At 66.5% G+C, this 14,384-nt stretch carries 27 protein-coding genes and 1 tRNA gene; 18 read left to right on the forward strand and 10 right to left on the reverse strand.

The genetic code is table 11. The annotated features are described in order from the left end of the window. Nucleotides 1-7: 7 nt before the first annotated feature. The 8 genes from BLQ71_RS18865 to BLQ71_RS18900 all read right to left on the reverse strand — a co-directional run bounded on the left by BLQ71_RS18865 (nt 8) and on the right by BLQ71_RS18900 (nt 5,752). The gene (locus BLQ71_RS18865) at nt 8-1,885 is read right to left on the reverse strand and encodes a hypothetical protein (RefSeq protein WP_074622837.1); all 1,878 of its coding nucleotides are present in this window, start codon (nt 1,883-1,885) and stop codon (nt 8-10) included. Next, nucleotides 1,878-2,270 (reverse strand): hypothetical protein, encoded by a 393-nt coding sequence (locus BLQ71_RS18870; RefSeq protein WP_074622838.1) that lies wholly within the window; start codon nt 2,268-2,270, stop codon nt 1,878-1,880. The genes BLQ71_RS18865 and BLQ71_RS18870 overlap by 8 nt, the downstream gene beginning before the upstream one ends. After that, nucleotides 2,263-3,441, reverse strand: coding sequence for a DUF7146 domain-containing protein (locus tag BLQ71_RS18875; protein WP_074622839.1), 1,179 nt, complete (start codon nt 3,439-3,441; stop codon nt 2,263-2,265). Before BLQ71_RS18875 ends, BLQ71_RS18870 begins: the two co-directional genes overlap by 8 nt. Beyond that, nucleotides 3,438-3,839, reverse strand: a complete 402-nt coding sequence (locus BLQ71_RS18880) for a hypothetical protein (protein WP_074622840.1) — start codon at nt 3,837-3,839, stop codon at nt 3,438-3,440. Before BLQ71_RS18880 ends, BLQ71_RS18875 begins: the two co-directional genes overlap by 4 nt. Further along, complete coding sequence (locus BLQ71_RS26475; protein WP_175459250.1) at nt 3,836-4,651, reverse strand: hypothetical protein; 816 nt, start codon at nt 4,649-4,651, stop codon at nt 3,836-3,838. Before BLQ71_RS26475 ends, BLQ71_RS18880 begins: the two co-directional genes overlap by 4 nt. Next, the gene (locus BLQ71_RS18890) at nt 4,648-4,986 is read right to left on the reverse strand and encodes a hypothetical protein (RefSeq protein WP_074622842.1); all 339 of its coding nucleotides are present in this window, start codon (nt 4,984-4,986) and stop codon (nt 4,648-4,650) included. The genes BLQ71_RS26475 and BLQ71_RS18890 overlap by 4 nt, the downstream gene beginning before the upstream one ends. Then, a complete protein-coding gene (locus BLQ71_RS18895) occupies nt 4,979-5,371 on the reverse strand; it encodes a hypothetical protein (RefSeq protein WP_074622843.1) in 393 nt (130 codons plus the stop codon). The genes BLQ71_RS18890 and BLQ71_RS18895 overlap by 8 nt, the downstream gene beginning before the upstream one ends. A 105-nt stretch (nt 5,372-5,476) precedes the next feature. Then, entirely contained in the window at nt 5,477-5,752 is a 276-nt protein-coding gene (locus BLQ71_RS18900; protein WP_133065838.1) for a hypothetical protein, read from the reverse strand. A gap of 91 nt (nt 5,753-5,843) precedes the next feature. Between BLQ71_RS18900 and BLQ71_RS18905 the strand changes: the two genes are divergently transcribed. From BLQ71_RS18905 to BLQ71_RS26490, 16 genes are all read left to right on the forward strand, one after another. Next, entirely contained in the window at nt 5,844-6,482 is a 639-nt protein-coding gene (locus tag BLQ71_RS18905) for a LexA family transcriptional regulator (RefSeq protein ID WP_043146395.1), read from the forward strand. 87 nt (nt 6,483-6,569) lie between these two features. Beyond that, a complete protein-coding gene (locus BLQ71_RS18910; RefSeq protein WP_043146396.1) occupies nt 6,570-6,833 on the forward strand; it encodes a hypothetical protein in 264 nt (87 codons plus the stop codon). Beyond that, entirely contained in the window at nt 6,830-7,144 is a 315-nt protein-coding gene (locus tag BLQ71_RS18915) for a hypothetical protein (RefSeq protein WP_074622845.1), read from the forward strand. Before BLQ71_RS18910 ends, BLQ71_RS18915 begins: the two co-directional genes overlap by 4 nt. A 115-nt stretch (nt 7,145-7,259) precedes the next feature. Next, nucleotides 7,260-7,436 (forward strand): hypothetical protein, encoded by a 177-nt coding sequence (locus tag BLQ71_RS26480; RefSeq protein WP_157923319.1) that lies wholly within the window; start codon nt 7,260-7,262, stop codon nt 7,434-7,436. Continuing rightward, nucleotides 7,429-7,701 carry a helix-turn-helix transcriptional regulator gene (locus BLQ71_RS18920; protein ID WP_074622846.1) on the forward strand — a complete coding sequence of 91 codons (273 nt, stop codon included), beginning with the start codon at nt 7,429-7,431 and terminating at the stop codon, nt 7,699-7,701. Before BLQ71_RS26480 ends, BLQ71_RS18920 begins: the two co-directional genes overlap by 8 nt. 24 nt (nt 7,702-7,725) lie before the next feature. Continuing rightward, complete coding sequence (locus BLQ71_RS18925) at nt 7,726-8,031, forward strand: hypothetical protein (RefSeq protein ID WP_074622847.1); 306 nt, start codon at nt 7,726-7,728, stop codon at nt 8,029-8,031. Further along, the gene (locus BLQ71_RS18930) at nt 8,028-8,210 is read left to right on the forward strand and encodes a hypothetical protein (RefSeq protein ID WP_074622848.1); all 183 of its coding nucleotides are present in this window, start codon (nt 8,028-8,030) and stop codon (nt 8,208-8,210) included. The genes BLQ71_RS18925 and BLQ71_RS18930 overlap by 4 nt, the downstream gene beginning before the upstream one ends. Next, the gene (locus tag BLQ71_RS18935) at nt 8,207-8,464 is read left to right on the forward strand and encodes a hypothetical protein (RefSeq protein ID WP_074622849.1); all 258 of its coding nucleotides are present in this window, start codon (nt 8,207-8,209) and stop codon (nt 8,462-8,464) included. Before BLQ71_RS18930 ends, BLQ71_RS18935 begins: the two co-directional genes overlap by 4 nt. A gap of 74 nt (nt 8,465-8,538) precedes the next feature. Next, nucleotides 8,539-9,153, forward strand: coding sequence for a hypothetical protein (locus tag BLQ71_RS18940; RefSeq protein WP_175459251.1), 615 nt, complete (start codon nt 8,539-8,541; stop codon nt 9,151-9,153). Next, nucleotides 9,150-10,319, forward strand: a complete 1,170-nt coding sequence (locus BLQ71_RS18945; RefSeq protein WP_074622850.1) for a tyrosine-type recombinase/integrase — start codon at nt 9,150-9,152, stop codon at nt 10,317-10,319. Before BLQ71_RS18940 ends, BLQ71_RS18945 begins: the two co-directional genes overlap by 4 nt. Before the next feature lie 9 nt (nt 10,320-10,328). Further along, nucleotides 10,329-10,544 carry a hypothetical protein gene (locus BLQ71_RS18950; protein ID WP_074622851.1) on the forward strand — a complete coding sequence of 72 codons (216 nt, stop codon included), beginning with the start codon at nt 10,329-10,331 and terminating at the stop codon, nt 10,542-10,544. Between the two features lies 1 nt (nt 10,545). Further along, a complete protein-coding gene (locus BLQ71_RS18955) occupies nt 10,546-10,773 on the forward strand; it encodes a hypothetical protein (RefSeq protein WP_074622852.1) in 228 nt (75 codons plus the stop codon). Next, nucleotides 10,770-10,973: a hypothetical protein gene (locus BLQ71_RS18960; protein ID WP_074622853.1), complete on the forward strand. Its 204-nt coding sequence runs from the start codon at nt 10,770-10,772 to the stop codon at nt 10,971-10,973. The genes BLQ71_RS18955 and BLQ71_RS18960 overlap by 4 nt, the downstream gene beginning before the upstream one ends. Nucleotides 10,974-11,149: 176 nt before the next feature. Then, entirely contained in the window at nt 11,150-11,335 is a 186-nt protein-coding gene (locus BLQ71_RS26485; RefSeq protein WP_175459252.1) for a hypothetical protein, read from the forward strand. Nucleotides 11,336-11,347: 12 nt separating this feature from the next. Further along, the gene (locus BLQ71_RS18970; RefSeq protein WP_074622855.1) at nt 11,348-11,584 is read left to right on the forward strand and encodes a hypothetical protein; all 237 of its coding nucleotides are present in this window, start codon (nt 11,348-11,350) and stop codon (nt 11,582-11,584) included. Between the two features lie 17 nt (nt 11,585-11,601). Further along, nucleotides 11,602-11,766: a hypothetical protein gene (locus BLQ71_RS26490; RefSeq protein WP_157923318.1), complete on the forward strand. Its 165-nt coding sequence runs from the start codon at nt 11,602-11,604 to the stop codon at nt 11,764-11,766. A gap of 88 nt (nt 11,767-11,854) precedes the next feature. Here the strand turns inward: BLQ71_RS26490 and BLQ71_RS18975 are convergent. Next, nucleotides 11,855-11,930, reverse strand: a tRNA-Thr gene (locus BLQ71_RS18975). Nucleotides 11,931-12,120: 190 nt separating this feature from the next. Here BLQ71_RS18975 and BLQ71_RS18980 point away from each other — a divergent pair. Continuing rightward, nucleotides 12,121-13,002 carry a hypothetical protein gene (locus tag BLQ71_RS18980; RefSeq protein WP_074622856.1) on the forward strand — a complete coding sequence of 294 codons (882 nt, stop codon included), beginning with the start codon at nt 12,121-12,123 and terminating at the stop codon, nt 13,000-13,002. A gap of 37 nt (nt 13,003-13,039) precedes the next feature. Further along, entirely contained in the window at nt 13,040-13,543 is a 504-nt protein-coding gene (locus BLQ71_RS18985; RefSeq protein ID WP_083342305.1) for a c-type cytochrome, read from the forward strand. Nucleotides 13,544-13,637: 94 nt separating this feature from the next. On the opposite strand, the gene BLQ71_RS18990 is transcribed toward BLQ71_RS18985, so the two are convergent. Next, nucleotides 13,638-14,381 (reverse strand): proteasome-type protease, encoded by a 744-nt coding sequence (locus BLQ71_RS18990; protein WP_043146412.1) that lies wholly within the window; start codon nt 14,379-14,381, stop codon nt 13,638-13,640. Nucleotides 14,382-14,384 lie beyond the last annotated feature (3 nt).

Below are 14,384 nucleotides of genomic sequence, written 5' to 3' on the forward strand. Positions count from 1 at the left end.
CACCGCATCAGAAATGCTCCAGGTCATCATCCAGCGCAGCCCCGCGCGCCTCGGGTGATCCGCCGTCCCGATCCATCGGGAAATTGCTCATCCCGGCGATGGACTTGAGCGGTATCCAGTAGCCCCGCGACCGGATACCGGCCAGCGTCAGGGGGTGCGGGGACGGCTCTGCACCGGGCACGCGCCGCGCCGATTGTGACCAGACGCCGCTGTGAAAATCGCTGTCCTTGAACAGGTTTTTCAGGCCCTGTATCTGCTTGTTCGCAATGAACAGTTGCGCCTCATCGCCAAAGCCCGAGACGCGCAGCCCCACCTTTGCCAGCTTGGCGTTGTGCTTGCTCTGCCGTTCCCGCTGACCGTCCACCGCCTCACTAATCAGGTTTTCCGGTGCGCCAGGCTGACAGGCCGCCGCCGCGACCCATTGGCCGACCGTGAAAATCTCGCCGCGCCGGAACGTGTCGAAATCCTGCCCCATGAGGTGCAACAGCATCGCCTCGGCGTCGTTGGTGACGTCCTCTTTCGTGGCCGCCTGCTGGAACGCCACCTTGCGGCACAGCGGCGCCATCATGTCCGGGCTGGCAATCGCCTCGCTCTGGCACATGTCCGCCATCGCAAGAACGGTTGACCAGTTGTCCGCATCGCGCCCCATGACGCCCTGCAGCTCCAGCGCCTGCCGCCAGGCCGACAGCCGGTCCTGCCAGCTGGGCCAGCGCGCGATCAACCGCGCCTTGAGCCGCGCGCCCCGCGCCCGCCAGGTGCGCGGCTGCAGCCCCAGCTTGGCCTGACCAGGTGGCAGCGGATCGAGGTCCAGCCGGATCAGGCGCTGAATGTCCTGCGTTTTCATGATGCCGGGGATCAGGATCGAGCTGAACAGGAAGGCCGAGTAAACCTTGCCGCCGACGCCGGTCTGGTCCGCCGATCCGCGCAGCCACTGGCCACCAGAGGCCGCCACCCGGGCCAGCGTCACAATGTCCTTTTCCTTGCTGGACCGTTCGTCGCCCGGCTCCAGCTCATCCACCGCCACCGGCAGGCTGGACTGTTTCAACTGGCTGGTGAGGCCCGACTTGGTGACGTCCGTGGACTGGACCAGCCCGCGATCCCCGTGCAGCATCGCCAGGAACCGCTGGAACTCGGACTTGCCGGACCCCGCCGCCGCCGTCATCCAGAACACCGGGCGCCAGTCCAGCGCCCCGCAGAGCATCATCACCCCGATCATGCCCAGGGCCGCGACCGGATGCAGATCCCGGTTCGACCAGGCCCAGGTCGCCAGCACCTGTTCAATCTCTGCCACCGGGTCAGGCCCGCCCGGTTCAGGGTGCGGGATGGCCCCCGCCGCCGGGTAGATATGCCCGCCGATCCGGCCCGGCCCCAGCACCTCGCCGCCGTACAGCACGCGGTCGCCCATGTGATAGACCAGGCCGCCGTCATCATCCTGCCAGGCGCCCACGCCGCGCACCGCGTTGTCAGGATCGAACACGCCGCATTCCGCCGCCGCCTGCCACATGGTCAGGCTGGCCGTGGTCTGGTCGAAACGGTTGCGCACCCGCTCCAGCTCGCCCTCGTTTTTCTTCCACTGCGGGAACTGCCAGCAGAGCCTTGGAATGGCAGAGCCGAAAAGAGACTGGATGTTCTGCGCGTTCATGTTGTCGATCGCGCGCAGCTGGCCCAGGGCATCCAGGAAAAAGGCATACTTGCCGTTCACCCCCAGCGGCTTGACCGGGCAGTTGTCGAAAATCTCGCCCGCCGCCCGGTCGCCGTCGCGCCCGCCGCCGCCGTTCGCAGGCGGCGCCCCGGACATGACCGGCCCGCCGACCGTGGGCGCCTCGTCCAGCGCCCGGCCCACGTCCTCGATGGAGACGGGGCGGTTGTCCGTTCCGTCAGACATGGGCGGCGGCCCAAAGGACCACGAGGCTCATCACCAGACCGACCGCAGAGAGAGAGACACTCAAACCAATGTGCCAGGTCGCCCGGCGCAATATCTGGGCCGCCTCGGCGCGCGCCGCCTTTGCCTTTTCAAGCAACTTGTTGTCCAATTCGCCCCAAAGCTGCGCCCCCGCCTGCGCCTCAGCCTCGGCTTTCGCCGTCCGCGCCCGCGCCAGCAGCGCCGCCACCTCGCGCCCCTGCGCAGGCAACAGATCAACGCCCAGCGAGACGACAAACCGCGTCCCCGGCCCGTGGCATTCCGCAATGGCGGCCCCGGTCCGAAATTCCTGCTCCAGCTCTGCCACCAATTCAGTGGCCGTAACCCCCCGTGCTGAATGCTCAGTCATCTGCGTCCTCTTTTTCCCGCTCTGCCTCCAGCGCCTGCCTCAGCGCGTCGTTGAGGTCTTTGCCGCCCCATCGGTTCTGGAACAGCCGCACCTCGCGGCCCGCCTTGCGGTGCAGCTCCACCGCGCGGGCCAGCGCCTTTTGCGCCTGTTCGTGTTCGTCCAGGTCCGCCACCAGCGTCACCCGCGCCACGTTGCGCGGCAGCTCGACGCCGCCCATGTTCGACAGGCTGATGGCCGCGATCACGCGCACCGCCGGGCGCAGCACGACCACGCTCAGCGCGTCCTCGATCCCCTCGGCAATGAACACATGGGAACCGGGCGGGCATTGCGGCAGGCTGGCGGGCTTGCCGCCACGCGGGCCGGTGCCGCGCCAGATGTTGATGGCAGCACCCCGATAGTCGCCCATGACCTTCTTGGGTTCGGGCAGATCCGCCTTGCCCCAGGCGCCGCCGCGACCGCGCCCCAGGTAGGTCCGATGCACCGCGGCGAAACCGCCCTTGCGATCACAGACGGCGGCCAGCATCGCCGGGAAACGCCCCTCGATCACCTCGCCCGTTTCCTTGTCGGTGTGCTGATACCAGCAGGCGGGATGAAACCGCAGGACACCGGGCGCGCGGCCCAGGGCCGACAGGTCGATGCCCCGCGCATCGCGCAGGTAGTGGTCAACCGGCGTGCCGCGCAGCTCGGGCGAGGCCTCCAGCCACAGCGCCTGCGCCCGGCGCGCGCGCTTTTCCGCCTCCAGCGCATCGCGCCGCGCCTGGTCCTCGCGCCGCCGCTTGGCCTCGGCCGCCGACCGTTCGCGCTGGCGCCGGACCTCGGGGCTGATGGTTTCCAGCCCCAGGAAGGCCCGCGCCTCTTTCAGGATCTCGCCGGGATCACTCAGGCCCAGGGACAGGCCGATCAGATCCAGCACGTCGCCGCTGGCGCAGCTGGTCCGCTCTCCCCCGCGCGGGGCCATCGCGTAGTCGATCCAGCGCCCCGCCTTGGCCCCGCCCATGTGGATGCAGAAACTGCCCACGCTGCGATCCGCACGGCCCGGGTTCAGCGTGAAATAGAGGCCGTGATGGGTATAACTGCCAGAGGCCGGGGGCGCGTAGTGATACACCACGTCCCCCAGCCGATCCAGCAGCATGTTCTTGATCTGGTCGATGGAATAGGTCTGCCGGGTCATGTCATCCCTTTGCCTGCGAAGGGACCCCCGGCAGGTGCATCGCCCTGCGATGCCGCCGAGAGGGCGGCGGTCTCTTGCCAGATCTCGGCCTCCACGATGGCGATCAACCAGGCCACCGAAGGGGCTTCGCAACAGCCGGTCTTGATGATTGGCTTCAAGTCGTCGCCACGATCCAGATCCAGCATCGCCTGCGAAATGCCGCCACGGTTGAAAATGTCCCAATCCCAATCCGGCAACACCGCCTCGTGCAGCGCCTCGGCTGCATCTAGAGAGCCAAGCGAAGCATTGACTGCATGGGCGTATCCGTTGGGCCAAATGCGGCTCGCATCGTGCGCGGATACCGCCTTTCCCGCCTTCACCTTCGCCAACAGGGCTTTGCGTGCGTCGATATGGGTCATTCCTCCGCCAGCTCCACCCGCAGCTTGAGGATCTTCAAAAGCGCCGTCTGGTTTTCCAGCGTGACCTCGGGCAAGAGCGCCTTCCAGCGGCCCCGCGCCTGCGCCGGTGACAGGCCGGTTGACCGCGCCGCCGCATCCATGCTGCTACCGGCCCCCAGCGCCTCCACCAGTTTCAGGTCACTGGACGGGGTGAAGGGGCTGGGATAGCCAATCGCCCGCAACCGCCGTTCCGCCGCCTTTTCCCGCGCCGTGGGCAGGGCATCCAGGTTGAGCGCATATCGACCTGTTGCGACAGAACAGGGCGCCGGGGCAGGGGCAGGTTCCGGCTCGGGGGTCGGCTCCGGCACAGGATCAGTGTCCGGGGCGGGCGCCTCGGCCCGTTCCTCTTTCAGCTTCTTGAGACGCAGCCCGACCGCCTGCCAGCTGCGGCCCAGGCGCGGGGCGATCACCGCCTTGACGGGATGGCCCTGCGCATCCAGCGCCAGCAGCTCCCGATCCTCGTCCTCGGTCCAGTCTCCGGTTTTCGGGGCAGCGGACGGCCCCGGCTCGGGGGCCGGGGCGGGCACCGGATCACCGTCCGGGACAGGCCCCGGCTCGGGGGCCGGGGCAGGCACCGGCAGGGCCTTCGGCGGACCCACCAGGCGCAGATCCAGCGCCAGCTTGCCCTTCCAGGGTTTAACCTCCAGCCGCACGCCGTCCTTCTCCAGCGCCTCGGCGTGGTCGGACAGCGCATTCACCAGATCCATCCAGGCCTCGGCCAAGCGCAGATCCGCCTCGCGCATGGCAATCAGATCCTCCAGCATCCCCATCACGCCACCGCCTTTCCGGCGCGCACCCGGTCCAGGGCGACACCCAGCCGCCACATGGCCCACTGTTGCAGGGCACGCTGCAGCCGGTGCCGCGCGCTGGCCCATTCCGGCGATCCCGGTCCGCGCCCGTGCAGGCCGATGGTGCGCAGATCCTCGGCCGCGAGGGCCACTTCCTCGACCTTGGAATTCAGGGCGCTGGCCTTGCTGGCCTCTGTCGCCAGAACGTCCAGCAGCATCGCCCGTTCGCCGTGGTCCTCGACCAGCTGCAGCACCAGCGCCAGCGCGGCATTGCAAAGAACGTGATCCGCCGTACTCATCGGCGCGTTCATGTCAGCCATTCAAATCCCTCCTGTCCGCGCCGGGCACATCCGGCATGGTCGCCAGCTCCAGGTAGCGAAGCATGTCCGCCGCCAGCTCCACCTGGCGCGGCCGATCCGCCCGCGCCTCGATCACCTGTTCGCAAAATCCGCGTGCCGCCCGCGCCACCGGCAGCTGCAGCATCCCCTCGGCCTGGCGCCGCAGCGCCTCCAACTCGTGCGGGTCCAGCGTGTCGGCCTTGAGGCTCAGCGCCACCGCGAGGGCACGCAGTTTGAGGGCCACGGCCTCACGCGGCATGGCCCCGGTTCCCGCGCGGCGGATGATCCCGTTTCCAGAAATCCATGCGCCGGGCGGCAACATCCCCACCCGCCCGGCGCGGATCACGGCGGGACGCGGCTTGTTCAAAACGCCCCACCGGATGCAAATTCTCGGGCGCGGCCTTGGCCCCAGGGAATGAAAACAGCCCCGGCCGCGCCCCGCCGGGGCAACCGCACGATGCCCCGCCGATCCTCATTCCGCCGCCACCGGCGCCGACAGCGCCGCCTCGACCTCATCGGAGGTGGCGCCCACCAACAGCCATTCCGGCCGCATCGGCAACTTGCGCGCCTCGCAGTAGCGCCACAGCTGGCCCGCCCGGTTGATCGGGATATACCCGGCGGCCCGACCCTGCGCCGCCCGGCGCCAGTGATAGGGCGCCTTGGCATCCAGGCCGCAAATGACCGCCAGCACCGGGATACCCCCGATGATGCGTTCGGCCACTTCCAATGGTGTAAATGTCTCACTCATGCACAACACCTAGACCGCAGTTTGAGCGGAGCGCAAGTTTTTTGTGGACTTCTCACAAGAAATTTGTGTGAGCGGTGCGTACCTAGGGAAAATGGAAGCGGACTGGTTCAGACGACAACTCAAGATTAAGCGCAAGACGGCCGAGGATGTCGCACTGGCAGCCGGGCGGCACCGCTCGAATGTCTCGCATATCCTCGCGGGCAAGCAAGCCATGTCGCTCGACTGGGCGCGCGCCTTTGCCGAAGTGATGGATGCACCGCTGGACGAGGTAATGAGCCACGCGGGCATGCTCGACCAGCCCACGGCCCGCGCGGTCGCGCATGGGTTTTCGGACGGCGACGCCGCACCCTTTGTCGGACAGGGCGGAAAAGCCCAGAAAACACAAAGCATTGCCGAGATCATGGGCGGCGGGAAACCCGGCGTTGACGTCTGGACCGTGCGCACCAACGCGCTGTGCCTGGCAGGCTACCTGCCCGGAGACGCGATCCTGGTGGACACCAACGCCGCCGAGCGTGCGCGCTCTGGAGATACCGTCATCGCACAGCACTATGACGCCCAGAGCGGCACGGCAAAAACACTGCTGCGCCGCTTCGAAACGCCCGTCCTGGTGGCCGCATCACCGGAACAGGAACACCAGCGCGTCCTGTTCGTGGACGGCCAAAACGTTGTTGTGCGAGGCGTAATCCTTGCCTCCTGGCGCCAAAGGTCGGATAGGCATACCCAACCATAATTTGAGGGTAACTCAAATTTTGAGTTGACAGTGAGCGATGCGCACCCCTAACTCTTGGGCATCTGACAAGCCCCAGGAGTTGGAATTATGCCTCTCAAACAGGAAGCCCCCGAGGGTTTCGCTCTCACGCACATCGACAATCAGACCCTGCAGATGGTGGCCGAGATCGGCGCCCGCGTGAAAAAGTCCGGCCAGCTGGTCGATAGCGAAGCCGCGCTGATCTACCACACCGCCGGGACCATCGCCGCCGAGCTGCTGCAGCGTCGCAAGAACCTCGAAATCCTGCACGACCTGAGCGATCCCAAGGTGGTCCGCCTGTTCGACCTGCAGGACGACGAGGCAGGCGCATGACCGCGCCCCACCCCGCCCCGGCCATCGCGCAGCTGCTGGCGCTCTACAACACCGCCGGCCGCGTGCCCGTCATGGCCCTGCCGCCCGCGAACAAGCTGCCGGTCCTGCCCAAGGACGAACAGGCCGTGCGCGGCGTCATGTACGCGCTCGACACGATGCAGACCTGGTGCGCCCAGCTGCTGGCCACCGCGCATCACGCCTCGAACGATCCCGATGATGCCAAGCTGCTGACGCCGCGCACGATCCTGACGGAACGACTGCAGTTCACGGCCGACCTCGCCAAGGCGCAGCAGCTCGGGTTCTACGGCTGACGCTTTCCCACGGGGCGGCCCGCGCGGACCCCCAATTCAATCCACCGCGTGCCCGAACCACTCACGGACCCCGCGCAGGCCGCGCGCGGGGCAAACCAAGAAACGAGGGCAGACAATGCAGGCTCACCCCATCTTTTTTATCGCGCTGGCCGCTGCACTGGCCGGCGCTTTCGCCTTCGGGCTGCGCGCCCTGGTGGCGCGGCTGCGGGACGATCCACCGACCGAGACGCAGGACGATTTTGCCGCCGCCCTCCGGCGCGGCCAGGTCCAGCTGGAGCGGATGAATGACTGAGCAGGCCGCAACCCGCCCCCGCGAATTCATCACGGCCTCGACCGTGGCCCAGCTGATCGGCCTGCCCCGTGGCGCGGCCTTCCTGCGCCAGCGCGACCGCCTGGAAAAGGACGAGGGCTTTCCCGCCCCGCTGCCCACCAGCCGCCGCCCGATGATCTGGCGCCGCTCTGCCGTCGAGGCCTGGCTTGACCAGCTGGACAGCCCGGCAGGCCCGCCGCCCGGCGGCGGCAATGTCGTCTACCTGATGCGCGAAGCGCGCCGCTAACCCCCACAGCCCGAAAGGACCAACATGCAAGACCTGACCTGCGCCCCCTTGGGCGCCCCGCTGACCACCGATGAATTCACCTCTGCCCTGGTCCACCGGGTCGAGGACAACGACCTGCCCGAGGCCGAGGCCATGACCGCCCTGCGCGAATGGGTCTACGGCGCCTGGGACAGCGCCCTGGAAATCTCCGGCATGGCGCCCGAAGACACGCCGCCCGCCGCCCCGCTGTTCCAGACCAGCCGCACCGCAAGCGGGGTGACGTACCTCTCGGCAGCATCGCAAGACGATGCGCCTGCCGGAGGTCACCCCGCAAGTGGGGTGACGTCATGACCGAGGGCGCGGATCAACTCTGGTACGCCCGCGCGGTCCTGGCCGACATTGCCGCCCATGACGACGCCGTGGTGATCGCGGCCTGCCGCCTGGTCGAGGCATCCACCACCGACAGCACCGAACAGGCCGACACCGCGCAGCTGCGGGAGCGGCTGGAGGGGGCGGGGGGGCGGACGTGACCACCGCAACCGACACCCTCGCCGTCGATCACCTGGGGAATGGCTGGTATGTCGTGGACGCCAGCGGCGATCCCGTCACCGGGCGCTACAGTTTCAGGGCAGAGGCGGAAATCCGGCTGGACAAGATCCGCCGCCGCGCCGCCTCCAAGGTGCGGTCCTGCCTCTGCTGCGGCACGCGCTTCGCCTCCGAAGGCCCGCACAACCGTCTCTGCACGCCCTGCAGGCGCGCCGACATTTCGCCGTGGGCGCCGTGATGGAACAGCCCATTCTTTTCAGCGGCCCTATGGTCCGCGCCCTACTGGACGGTAGGAAGACCCAGACCAGGCGGGTGTTGAAGCCGCAGCCGGAGCCGTTCGATGCCATGTTCAGTGAGGACGGGCGTTGGTGGACCGGGGACGCCGAGACCGGCGACGTTCATCAAGAGCTGCGCCTGCCCTACGCCATCGGAGACCGCCTCTGGGTGCGGGAAGCGTGGCACACATCACGGCACTACGACGACCTCAAACCCAGCGAAATGGGCGGTGAGGAGCCTGTGCAGTTCATCGCAGATGGAGCAGTCTACGCCCATGCAGGGAGCGTCGATGACCTGTCGGGGCGGGCGCGGCCAAGTATGTTCATGCCCCGCTGGGCCTCTCGCCTGACGCTGATCGTGACGGACGTGCGCGTGCAGAGGATGCAGGAGATAGACGCGAAGGACGCTTGCGCCGAGGGGGCGCTGACGCTTCATCCCAACGGCGGTCTGACACCACGAGACGCTTTCCGCGACCTCTGGGACAGCCTGAACGCCCCGCGCGGCTTCGGCTGGGACGTCAACCCGTGGGTGGCCGCCTACACTTTCAGCGTCCACCGCCAGAACGTCGACCAGTTGCCGGCGCCCCTCTCGGCCGCATCGCAAGACGATGCGCCTGCCGGGGGTCACTCCGCAAGCGGAGTGACGACATGACCAAAGCCCCTTTCGACAAGCTCCCGCGCGGGCTGGGCCTGCGCCAGCGCAAGCGCAGTGATGGCAGCTGGCGGGTCTGGTGGGAACCGACCGGCGCCGAGCGGGCAGAGGGCGCGGCCCCGGCCGAGCTGGACGCCGCCCGCCCCACCTGGTCCCTGCGCGAGGCAAAGCGGCTCAAGGCCGAGGCGTCCGGCCAGGCGCAGCCCGCCCCGGTCAGCTCCGGCGGCCGCACCATCGCCGCCCTGGTCGAAACCTACAAACGCGCGCCCCGGTTCGGGAAGCTGGCCGATGCCACCCGCACCGGCTACGAGGCCGACTTTCGCGTGATCGTGGAAAAGTGGGGCACCCAGCCCGTCGCCAGCTTCACCAAGCCCGTGATCTACACCTGGTGGGAAACCCTGCACACCCGCAGCCCGACCTATGCCGGCAAGCTGATCCGCAGCTTTTCGGTCCTGTTCACCCATGCCGAGCGCCTGGGCTGGCGCCCCGAGAATTCCAACCCCTGCCGAGGGCTGGGGATGCCCGGCGCCACCCGCCGCAAGCGACACGCCAGCTGGGCGGAAATCGACGCCCTGCTGACCACGGCCGAGCGGCTGGACATGCACAACATGGCCTGCGCCATCGCCCTGGCCCTGTTCACCGGCCAGCGGCAAAGCGACGTGGCGGGCGCGCGGATCGCAGACTTCCACCGCTCGAACACGCTGCAGCTCGACGGCTCGCCCGTCACGGTCTGGCACCTGCGCCGGTCCAAGCGCGGCAACCTGGGCAGCGTGCCGCTGCACCCCGAGGCCGCCGCCCGCGTCCAGGCGCTGATCGACGCCGCCCCCGAGGGCGCAGAGACACTGCTGCGGGACGAGGCCACGGGCCAGCCCTACAGCCTCGACCTGTTCCGCAAACGCTGGGCCACGATCCGCGCGACGGCCGCGAAGAGCTGCCCGTCGCTGCTGAGCCCGGCCCTGCAATTCCGCGACCTGCGCCGCACCTTCGGCGTACTGGCCCGCGCCGCCGGTGCCCTGCGCGAGGACGTGGCGGACGTGCTGGGCAACTCGGCCGACACCGACGCCGGCCTGGGCGAGGTCTACATGCCCAGCCAATTCGACACCGCCCTGCGCGCTGTCCAGGCCATCAAGCGCCCGGGCACCGAGGGCCGAAAGAAAAGCAGCTAGGAGAGACAGATGAAGAAAATCTCATTGATTCCGGGGAGCGACCAAACCGAACCTGCCGCCTTTTCGCGCGAAAAGATGGACGAGGCCAGTATCGACAGCATGAAACTTTCCAGTCTTCTGGCGGAAAACCTGGGCCATTTCGCCACGCTACTGGAGGACGGCGCCGGTTTTGCCGTCTACGTCCGCGACGGTGAGGCAACGGTGACAGGGATCAAGGCACCCTGATATGTTCAACCTGTTTCCAACCTTTGGCGGAATGCCGATCACGGTTTCACCCCACGCCACCGAGGTAAGGCCGAGGTTTCCAGACAAGAAATGGTCCAAGCGCCGCCGGCGCCGCGTGATCGGAAAGTATGGCAGCTGGACCTACCGCGTCCCCGCTGCGCTGCGCCTGGGCAACCGGCTGATTGTTCACCCTGCGATCTACAATCAACTTCGGAAGGAGCTGGCATGATCCACCTGTCACACACCGTATCCGGCGGTGAAATCGGCAACCAGTTGGCCAACGACGAGGAAGAACTGGCCTATGCCTTGGCGGCAATCGCCTTGGTCGGCGTCGATGACAATGCCGTGGCCGACTATCTGAGTGGCGAGGACCGGGAGCGCGTCCGCACATTGTGCAACGCAATTGCGCTGTCATTGGCAGACGAATGATGCTGACCAAGCCACCTCACGGCAGCCCCTGCAACGGCTGCGGCGGATGCTGCGCGGATCAACGGTGCCCGCTCGGACAGATCGTCTTTGGCCCCGGCGAGCGGTGTCCCGCACTCGAAATGCGCCTGCCCGCCTTCACCTGCGGACTGGTCGAAAACCCGGAGAGATACGCGCCGATGATCACCGAACGCCACGGCAAGGTCAGGGCAGCCCAGGCCGCCGCCGTCCTGATAGGTGCCGGGCTGGGATGCGATGCCCTGCTGGACGGGGAAACGCCGAACGAGGACTGGCGGGCCTGGGCGATGAAATCTCTGGACCGCGATGCCGGCGCGCAGGCGGCTGCAATTTGGCAAGCAACCTAGAAGGAGACCGACATGAGCTACCCGACACCAACAGAACCCGGCTTCTATTGGGCCAAGCTGGTCCATCCTCGAGAAGAACCGGAGAGTGAGGACTGGGCCTCTACCAACTTCGAGGTCGTGCACGTCGATGAGAACTATGGCCAAGACGACGACGAGTTCCGCGTCCACGTCACCGGGATCGCCCCAAGCCAGCTTATCGACGCTTTCACTTGGGGGCCGCGCGTCCCCGATTTCCCGCAGTCCAGCTGACCCGGAGGGATGGACCGATGAACAGAACCCGCTTTTTCCAGCTCATCGAGCTGGCCGAGACCTACGCGAAAGACGGCGCCTGGGCCACGGCGGCAGATCGACTGCGCTCAGCGGCCGACATGGCCGAAGAAGAAGCGAAGCGGCGCGCTGATTTGTTCGAAGAACAGAAAGCCGCGCCCTGAAAAGGCTCCGTCCGAGTTGGACGAACTCGGACGCTCGGACGGACGCCACCGCGAATTTCAGGAATTCTGTTTATTGTCAGGACATTAATGGTGCCCCCACACGGACTCGAACCGCGGACCTACTGATTACAAATCAGTTGCTCTACCAGCTGAGCTATAGGGGCACCGGGCCGCGAACCCACTGGGGTGCGTCTCGGCGTGGGCGGTGTTTAGCCTGACTCGCGGCGCAAAGAAAGCCTCGATTTTCATCTCTTGCGGCGCAGATGTCACCCATGCGCCGCTTTGCGACACCCGCGGTTTTCCCCGCCGTCAAGCCCGCTATACTGCGCGCCGAGCCAACGACAAACAAAGCCCATGCAGGTCATTCTTCACACCGGCGTCCACTGCACCGATGACGACCGCCTTCTCAAGGGGCTTCTGCGCAACGCAGAGGCCTGGCGCCACGAAGGCGTGGCCATTCCCGGCCCGTCGAAATACCGCACCCTGCTGACCGAGGCCTTGAACAAGCTGCGCGGCGGCATCCCTGAACCGGGCACGCGCGATCTCTTGCTGGATGCTATCCTGCAAGAGGATTCGGGCCAGATCTCGCGCCTTGTCCTTTCAAACGACAACTTCTTTTCCGTGCCCAAGCTGATGTTCCAGAACGGCTACATCTACCACCGGGCCGAGGAACGCCTGACCAGTTTCATGCAGGCCTTCGAGGGCGACGAGGTGCAGCTGTTCATGGGGCTGCGCGACCCGGCAAGCTTCCTGCCCGCCGCCTTTGCCGCAACCCCACACAAGACATTCGCCGGTTTCATGGAAGGCGTGAACCCGATGCGGTTCCGCTGGTCCGACCTGATCCGGCGCATCAAGGGCGCGCAGCCGGACCTGCCGGTCGTGCTGTGGTGCAACGAGGACACCCCCTTTCTCTGGGGGCAGATCATCCGCGAATTGGCCGGCATCAAGCTCAACCGCAAGATCACCGGCGCCTTCGACCTCTACTCGCAGATCATCTCGCGCGAGGGGATGCAGCGGTTCCGCGCCTTCCTCAAGGAAAACCCCACGATCACGGAATCGCAGAAGCGGCGCGTGATGATGGCCTTTCTCGACAAGTACGCGTTGGACGAGGCGATGGAGGAAGAGCTGGACCTTGACGGCTGGGACGGGCCTTACGTCGACATGCTGACGGAACTCTACGAGGATGACCTCGAAGTCATCTCCGCGATGGAGGGTGTGCGGCTGCTCACGCCCTGAAACCACGGGTTTCACCTCTCTGCCATGATCGGGATCAATGTGCGCCTTCGCCCCCCTGCCTACCGTTCGGGGCATGGTCGGCCCTGATGCCCGGCCAGTCACTCGGGAGGAAATCATGTCGAAATCCGCTAAGATTGTTTTTCCGGTGCTTTTGGGTTTTCTTTCACTGCCTGTCGCGGCCCTGTCCCAGGAGATCGGGAAAGAGGCGTTCCAGGCGAACTGCGCCGTCTGTCACGGCACGGACGGAAAAGGGGGCGGTCCGATCCTCGACTACCTCAAGTCCGCGCCATCTGACCTGACGAGGATATCAGAGCGCAACGGCGGCCAGTTTCCGGCGCAACAGGTCTATGACCTCATTGCCGATGCTGGCCAGACTCGCGCGCATGGCACCAGCGAGATGCCGATCTGGGGCAACCGGTTCAATGCCGAGATCATTGCGCAGCAAGGCGAATACGGCGGCGGTCAGACGGACATGCCGTCGGCACAGGCCCGGATTCTCGAACTGGTTTTCTTCCTGGCCACCATCCAGGAGGCCGGCTGACCGTATGGCACACACCTGCCGGTCGTGGTTTGCCGCACGGCGGGGTCCCGTCAAGCCATTCTGAAAGGCGCGGTCGGAGGGCCGCGCCCTTAACCTAGTTGCCGGACATCGACCCGAAGGCCGGCAGGCTGTCCAAAGCCTGTTTCAATGCATCACCCCAGCCCTGGCTGATGGTCTGAAAATAGGGATCGTCCTGCTCGACCCGCCCGGTGTCGCCGCGCACCAGGCTGTCTACCGTGTAAAGGTGATAGTCAAAGGGCGCGCCCACGGTCAGGTTGGCCTTGACCGTGCTGTCGAAACTCACCAGCAACAGCTTCATGGCCTCGTTGAAATCCAGGTCGGGATCGTAGGCCCGTACCAGGATCGGGCGACCGTACTTGATCTCGCCGATCTGGAAAAAGGGCGTGTCCGGCCCTGCCTCGATGAAATTTCCCTCGGGATAGATCAGGAACAGGCGCGGCGGGCCGCCGGCGATCTGTCCGCCCAGGATCAGCGTGGCGTTGAACACCGACGAGGCGCGCTGGCCGGTATCCGAATGGCGCGCGATCACGTCCCGCAGTGTGTCGGCCACCAGCCGCGCCACCTGGTACATCGAGGCGGACTCCAGCACCGAAGGGTTACGCTCGCCATGTGCCTTGACGCGTTCGTCAAGCTCGCTGACCACGGCCTGGGTCGTGGCAAGGTTGCCTGCGCTGAGCAGGGTGATCACACGATCACCCTCGGCTTCCCAGATCTTCATCTTGCCGTAGGTCGAGATATTGTCGAGCCCGGCATTGGTGCGGGTGTCGGACATGAAGACCAACCCCCGGTTCAGCATCATCCCAACGCAATAGGTCATCCC

Source organism: Antarctobacter albus, from assembly GCF_900101505.1.
Lineage (GTDB): Bacteria > Pseudomonadota > Alphaproteobacteria > Rhodobacterales > Rhodobacteraceae > Antarctobacter > Antarctobacter albus.

What these genes read in the sequence shown, in the direction of transcription:
- BLQ71_RS18865 (WP_074622837.1), bottom strand. Translation starts at nt 1,885, where the DNA reads ATGTCTGACGGAACGGACAACCGCCCCGTCTCCATCGAGGACGTGGGC.
- BLQ71_RS18870 (WP_074622838.1), bottom strand. Translation starts at nt 2,270, where the DNA reads ATGACTGAGCATTCAGCACGGGGGGTTACGGCCACTGAATTGGTGGCA.
- BLQ71_RS18875 (WP_074622839.1), bottom strand. Translation starts at nt 3,441, where the DNA reads ATGACCCGGCAGACCTATTCCATCGACCAGATCAAGAACATGCTGCTG.
- BLQ71_RS18880 (WP_074622840.1), bottom strand. Translation starts at nt 3,839, where the DNA reads ATGACCCATATCGACGCACGCAAAGCCCTGTTGGCGAAGGTGAAGGCG.
- BLQ71_RS18890 (WP_074622842.1), bottom strand. Translation starts at nt 4,986, where the DNA reads ATGGCTGACATGAACGCGCCGATGAGTACGGCGGATCACGTTCTTTGC.
- BLQ71_RS18900 (WP_133065838.1), bottom strand. Translation starts at nt 5,752, where the DNA reads ATGAGTGAGACATTTACACCATTGGAAGTGGCCGAACGCATCATCGGG.
- BLQ71_RS18905 (WP_043146395.1), top strand. Translation starts at nt 5,844, where the DNA reads ATGGAAGCGGACTGGTTCAGACGACAACTCAAGATTAAGCGCAAGACG.
- BLQ71_RS18910 (WP_043146396.1), top strand. Translation starts at nt 6,570, where the DNA reads ATGCCTCTCAAACAGGAAGCCCCCGAGGGTTTCGCTCTCACGCACATC.
- BLQ71_RS18915 (WP_074622845.1), top strand. Translation starts at nt 6,830, where the DNA reads ATGACCGCGCCCCACCCCGCCCCGGCCATCGCGCAGCTGCTGGCGCTC.
- BLQ71_RS26480 (WP_157923319.1), top strand. Translation starts at nt 7,260, where the DNA reads ATGCAGGCTCACCCCATCTTTTTTATCGCGCTGGCCGCTGCACTGGCC.
- BLQ71_RS18920 (WP_074622846.1), top strand. Translation starts at nt 7,429, where the DNA reads ATGACTGAGCAGGCCGCAACCCGCCCCCGCGAATTCATCACGGCCTCG.
- BLQ71_RS18925 (WP_074622847.1), top strand. Translation starts at nt 7,726, where the DNA reads ATGCAAGACCTGACCTGCGCCCCCTTGGGCGCCCCGCTGACCACCGAT.
- BLQ71_RS18930 (WP_074622848.1), top strand. Translation starts at nt 8,028, where the DNA reads ATGACCGAGGGCGCGGATCAACTCTGGTACGCCCGCGCGGTCCTGGCC.
- BLQ71_RS18945 (WP_074622850.1), top strand. Translation starts at nt 9,150, where the DNA reads ATGACCAAAGCCCCTTTCGACAAGCTCCCGCGCGGGCTGGGCCTGCGC.
- BLQ71_RS18950 (WP_074622851.1), top strand. Translation starts at nt 10,329, where the DNA reads ATGAAGAAAATCTCATTGATTCCGGGGAGCGACCAAACCGAACCTGCC.
- BLQ71_RS18955 (WP_074622852.1), top strand. Translation starts at nt 10,546, where the DNA reads ATGTTCAACCTGTTTCCAACCTTTGGCGGAATGCCGATCACGGTTTCA.
- BLQ71_RS18960 (WP_074622853.1), top strand. Translation starts at nt 10,770, where the DNA reads ATGATCCACCTGTCACACACCGTATCCGGCGGTGAAATCGGCAACCAG.
- BLQ71_RS26485 (WP_175459252.1), top strand. Translation starts at nt 11,150, where the DNA reads ATGATCACCGAACGCCACGGCAAGGTCAGGGCAGCCCAGGCCGCCGCC.
- BLQ71_RS18970 (WP_074622855.1), top strand. Translation starts at nt 11,348, where the DNA reads ATGAGCTACCCGACACCAACAGAACCCGGCTTCTATTGGGCCAAGCTG.
- BLQ71_RS26490 (WP_157923318.1), top strand. Translation starts at nt 11,602, where the DNA reads ATGAACAGAACCCGCTTTTTCCAGCTCATCGAGCTGGCCGAGACCTAC.
- BLQ71_RS18980 (WP_074622856.1), top strand. Translation starts at nt 12,121, where the DNA reads ATGCAGGTCATTCTTCACACCGGCGTCCACTGCACCGATGACGACCGC.
- BLQ71_RS18985 (WP_083342305.1), top strand. Translation starts at nt 13,040, where the DNA reads ATGTGCGCCTTCGCCCCCCTGCCTACCGTTCGGGGCATGGTCGGCCCT.
- BLQ71_RS18990 (WP_043146412.1), bottom strand. Translation starts at nt 14,381, where the DNA reads ATGACCTATTGCGTTGGGATGATGCTGAACCGGGGGTTGGTCTTCATG.